This is a genomic window from Streptomyces sp. S6 (genome assembly GCF_054880855.1).
The window spans coordinates 1-993 of sequence record NZ_JBTYMC010000683.1 but is presented as its reverse complement, the minus strand read 5'-3'; the positions used below and the strand labels follow the sequence as shown (position 1 = coordinate 993).

Below are 993 nucleotides of genomic sequence, written 5' to 3'. Positions count from 1 at the left end.
TGAGGGGCCACGAAGTTTCCGGACAGGCACCCAATAGGGTTGTCCTGAACAAGGAAACGAGGAAGAAGTGGCGCCACCCAGTAAGTACTCGCCGGAGTTCCGCGAGGAAGCCGTCCAGATCGCATTGAGGTCAAGCAAGACGATCTCCGAAGTCGCCCGGGAGCTTGAGCTGAACTCGGAGACGCTGCGCGGCTGGGTGAAGAAGCACCAGAAGCAGCAGGAACCGGCTCCCGATGCGGAACTGACGGTGAACGAGCGGGCACGCCTGAAGGAACTCGAACGACGCAATCGCGAGCTGGAGATGGAAGTTACCTTCCTGAAAAAAGCCGCAGCGTACTTCGCGAAGGATCCCCGGTAGCAAGCAAGTACGAGTTCATCGACGAGATGCGGCTCGACACCGAGAAGTACGCATACAGCGTCGAGTTCATGTGCGGCCGCCTAGGCGTCTCCAGATCCGGCTACTACGACTGGCGATCCCGCCCGGAATCCGCGACAGCTCAACGGCGCGAAGAACTGAAACTGCTCATCGGGAAAGCCTTCGACATGTCCGACAGCACCTACGGGCACCGGCGTGTCCAGGCCCAGTTGCACCGCTGGGGCGTCGCCGCGGGCGTGGAGCTGGTCCGCCGCCTCATGCGCGAACTGGGCCTGGTGCCCTGCCTGCCACGGCCGAAGAGGTTCAACCTCACCCAGGCTGCGGCCGGCCAGGTGCCGGACCTCGTCGGCCGCGACTTCACCGCGGATGCGCCCGGCGAAAAACTCGTCGGCGACATCACTTACATCGCGACCGGGGAAGGCTGGCTGTACCTCGCGACGGTCATCGACTGCTGCACGAAGGAAGTCATCGGTTACGCGATGGACGACCACTACCAAACCCCACTGATATCCAGGGCGATCCGTAACGCGGCACGGAACAGGAACCTCTCGGCCGACGCTATATTTCACTCGGATCGCGGAAGTAACTACATGTCAGCCGAGTTCGGGAGGACGTTG

At 62.0% G+C, this 993-nt stretch carries 2 protein-coding genes; both read left to right on the top strand.

The annotated features are described in order from the left end of the window. The first annotated feature begins 67 nt into the window (after positions 1 to 67). Complete coding sequence (locus ACVNF4_RS36425) at positions 68 to 358, top strand: transposase (protein WP_423689484.1); 291 nt, start codon at positions 68 to 70, stop codon at positions 356 to 358. A 17-nt stretch (positions 359 to 375) separates the two neighbouring features. Next, a partial coding sequence (locus ACVNF4_RS36420; RefSeq protein WP_461807090.1) for an IS3 family transposase occupies positions 376 to 993 on the top strand: 618 nt, incomplete at its 3' end.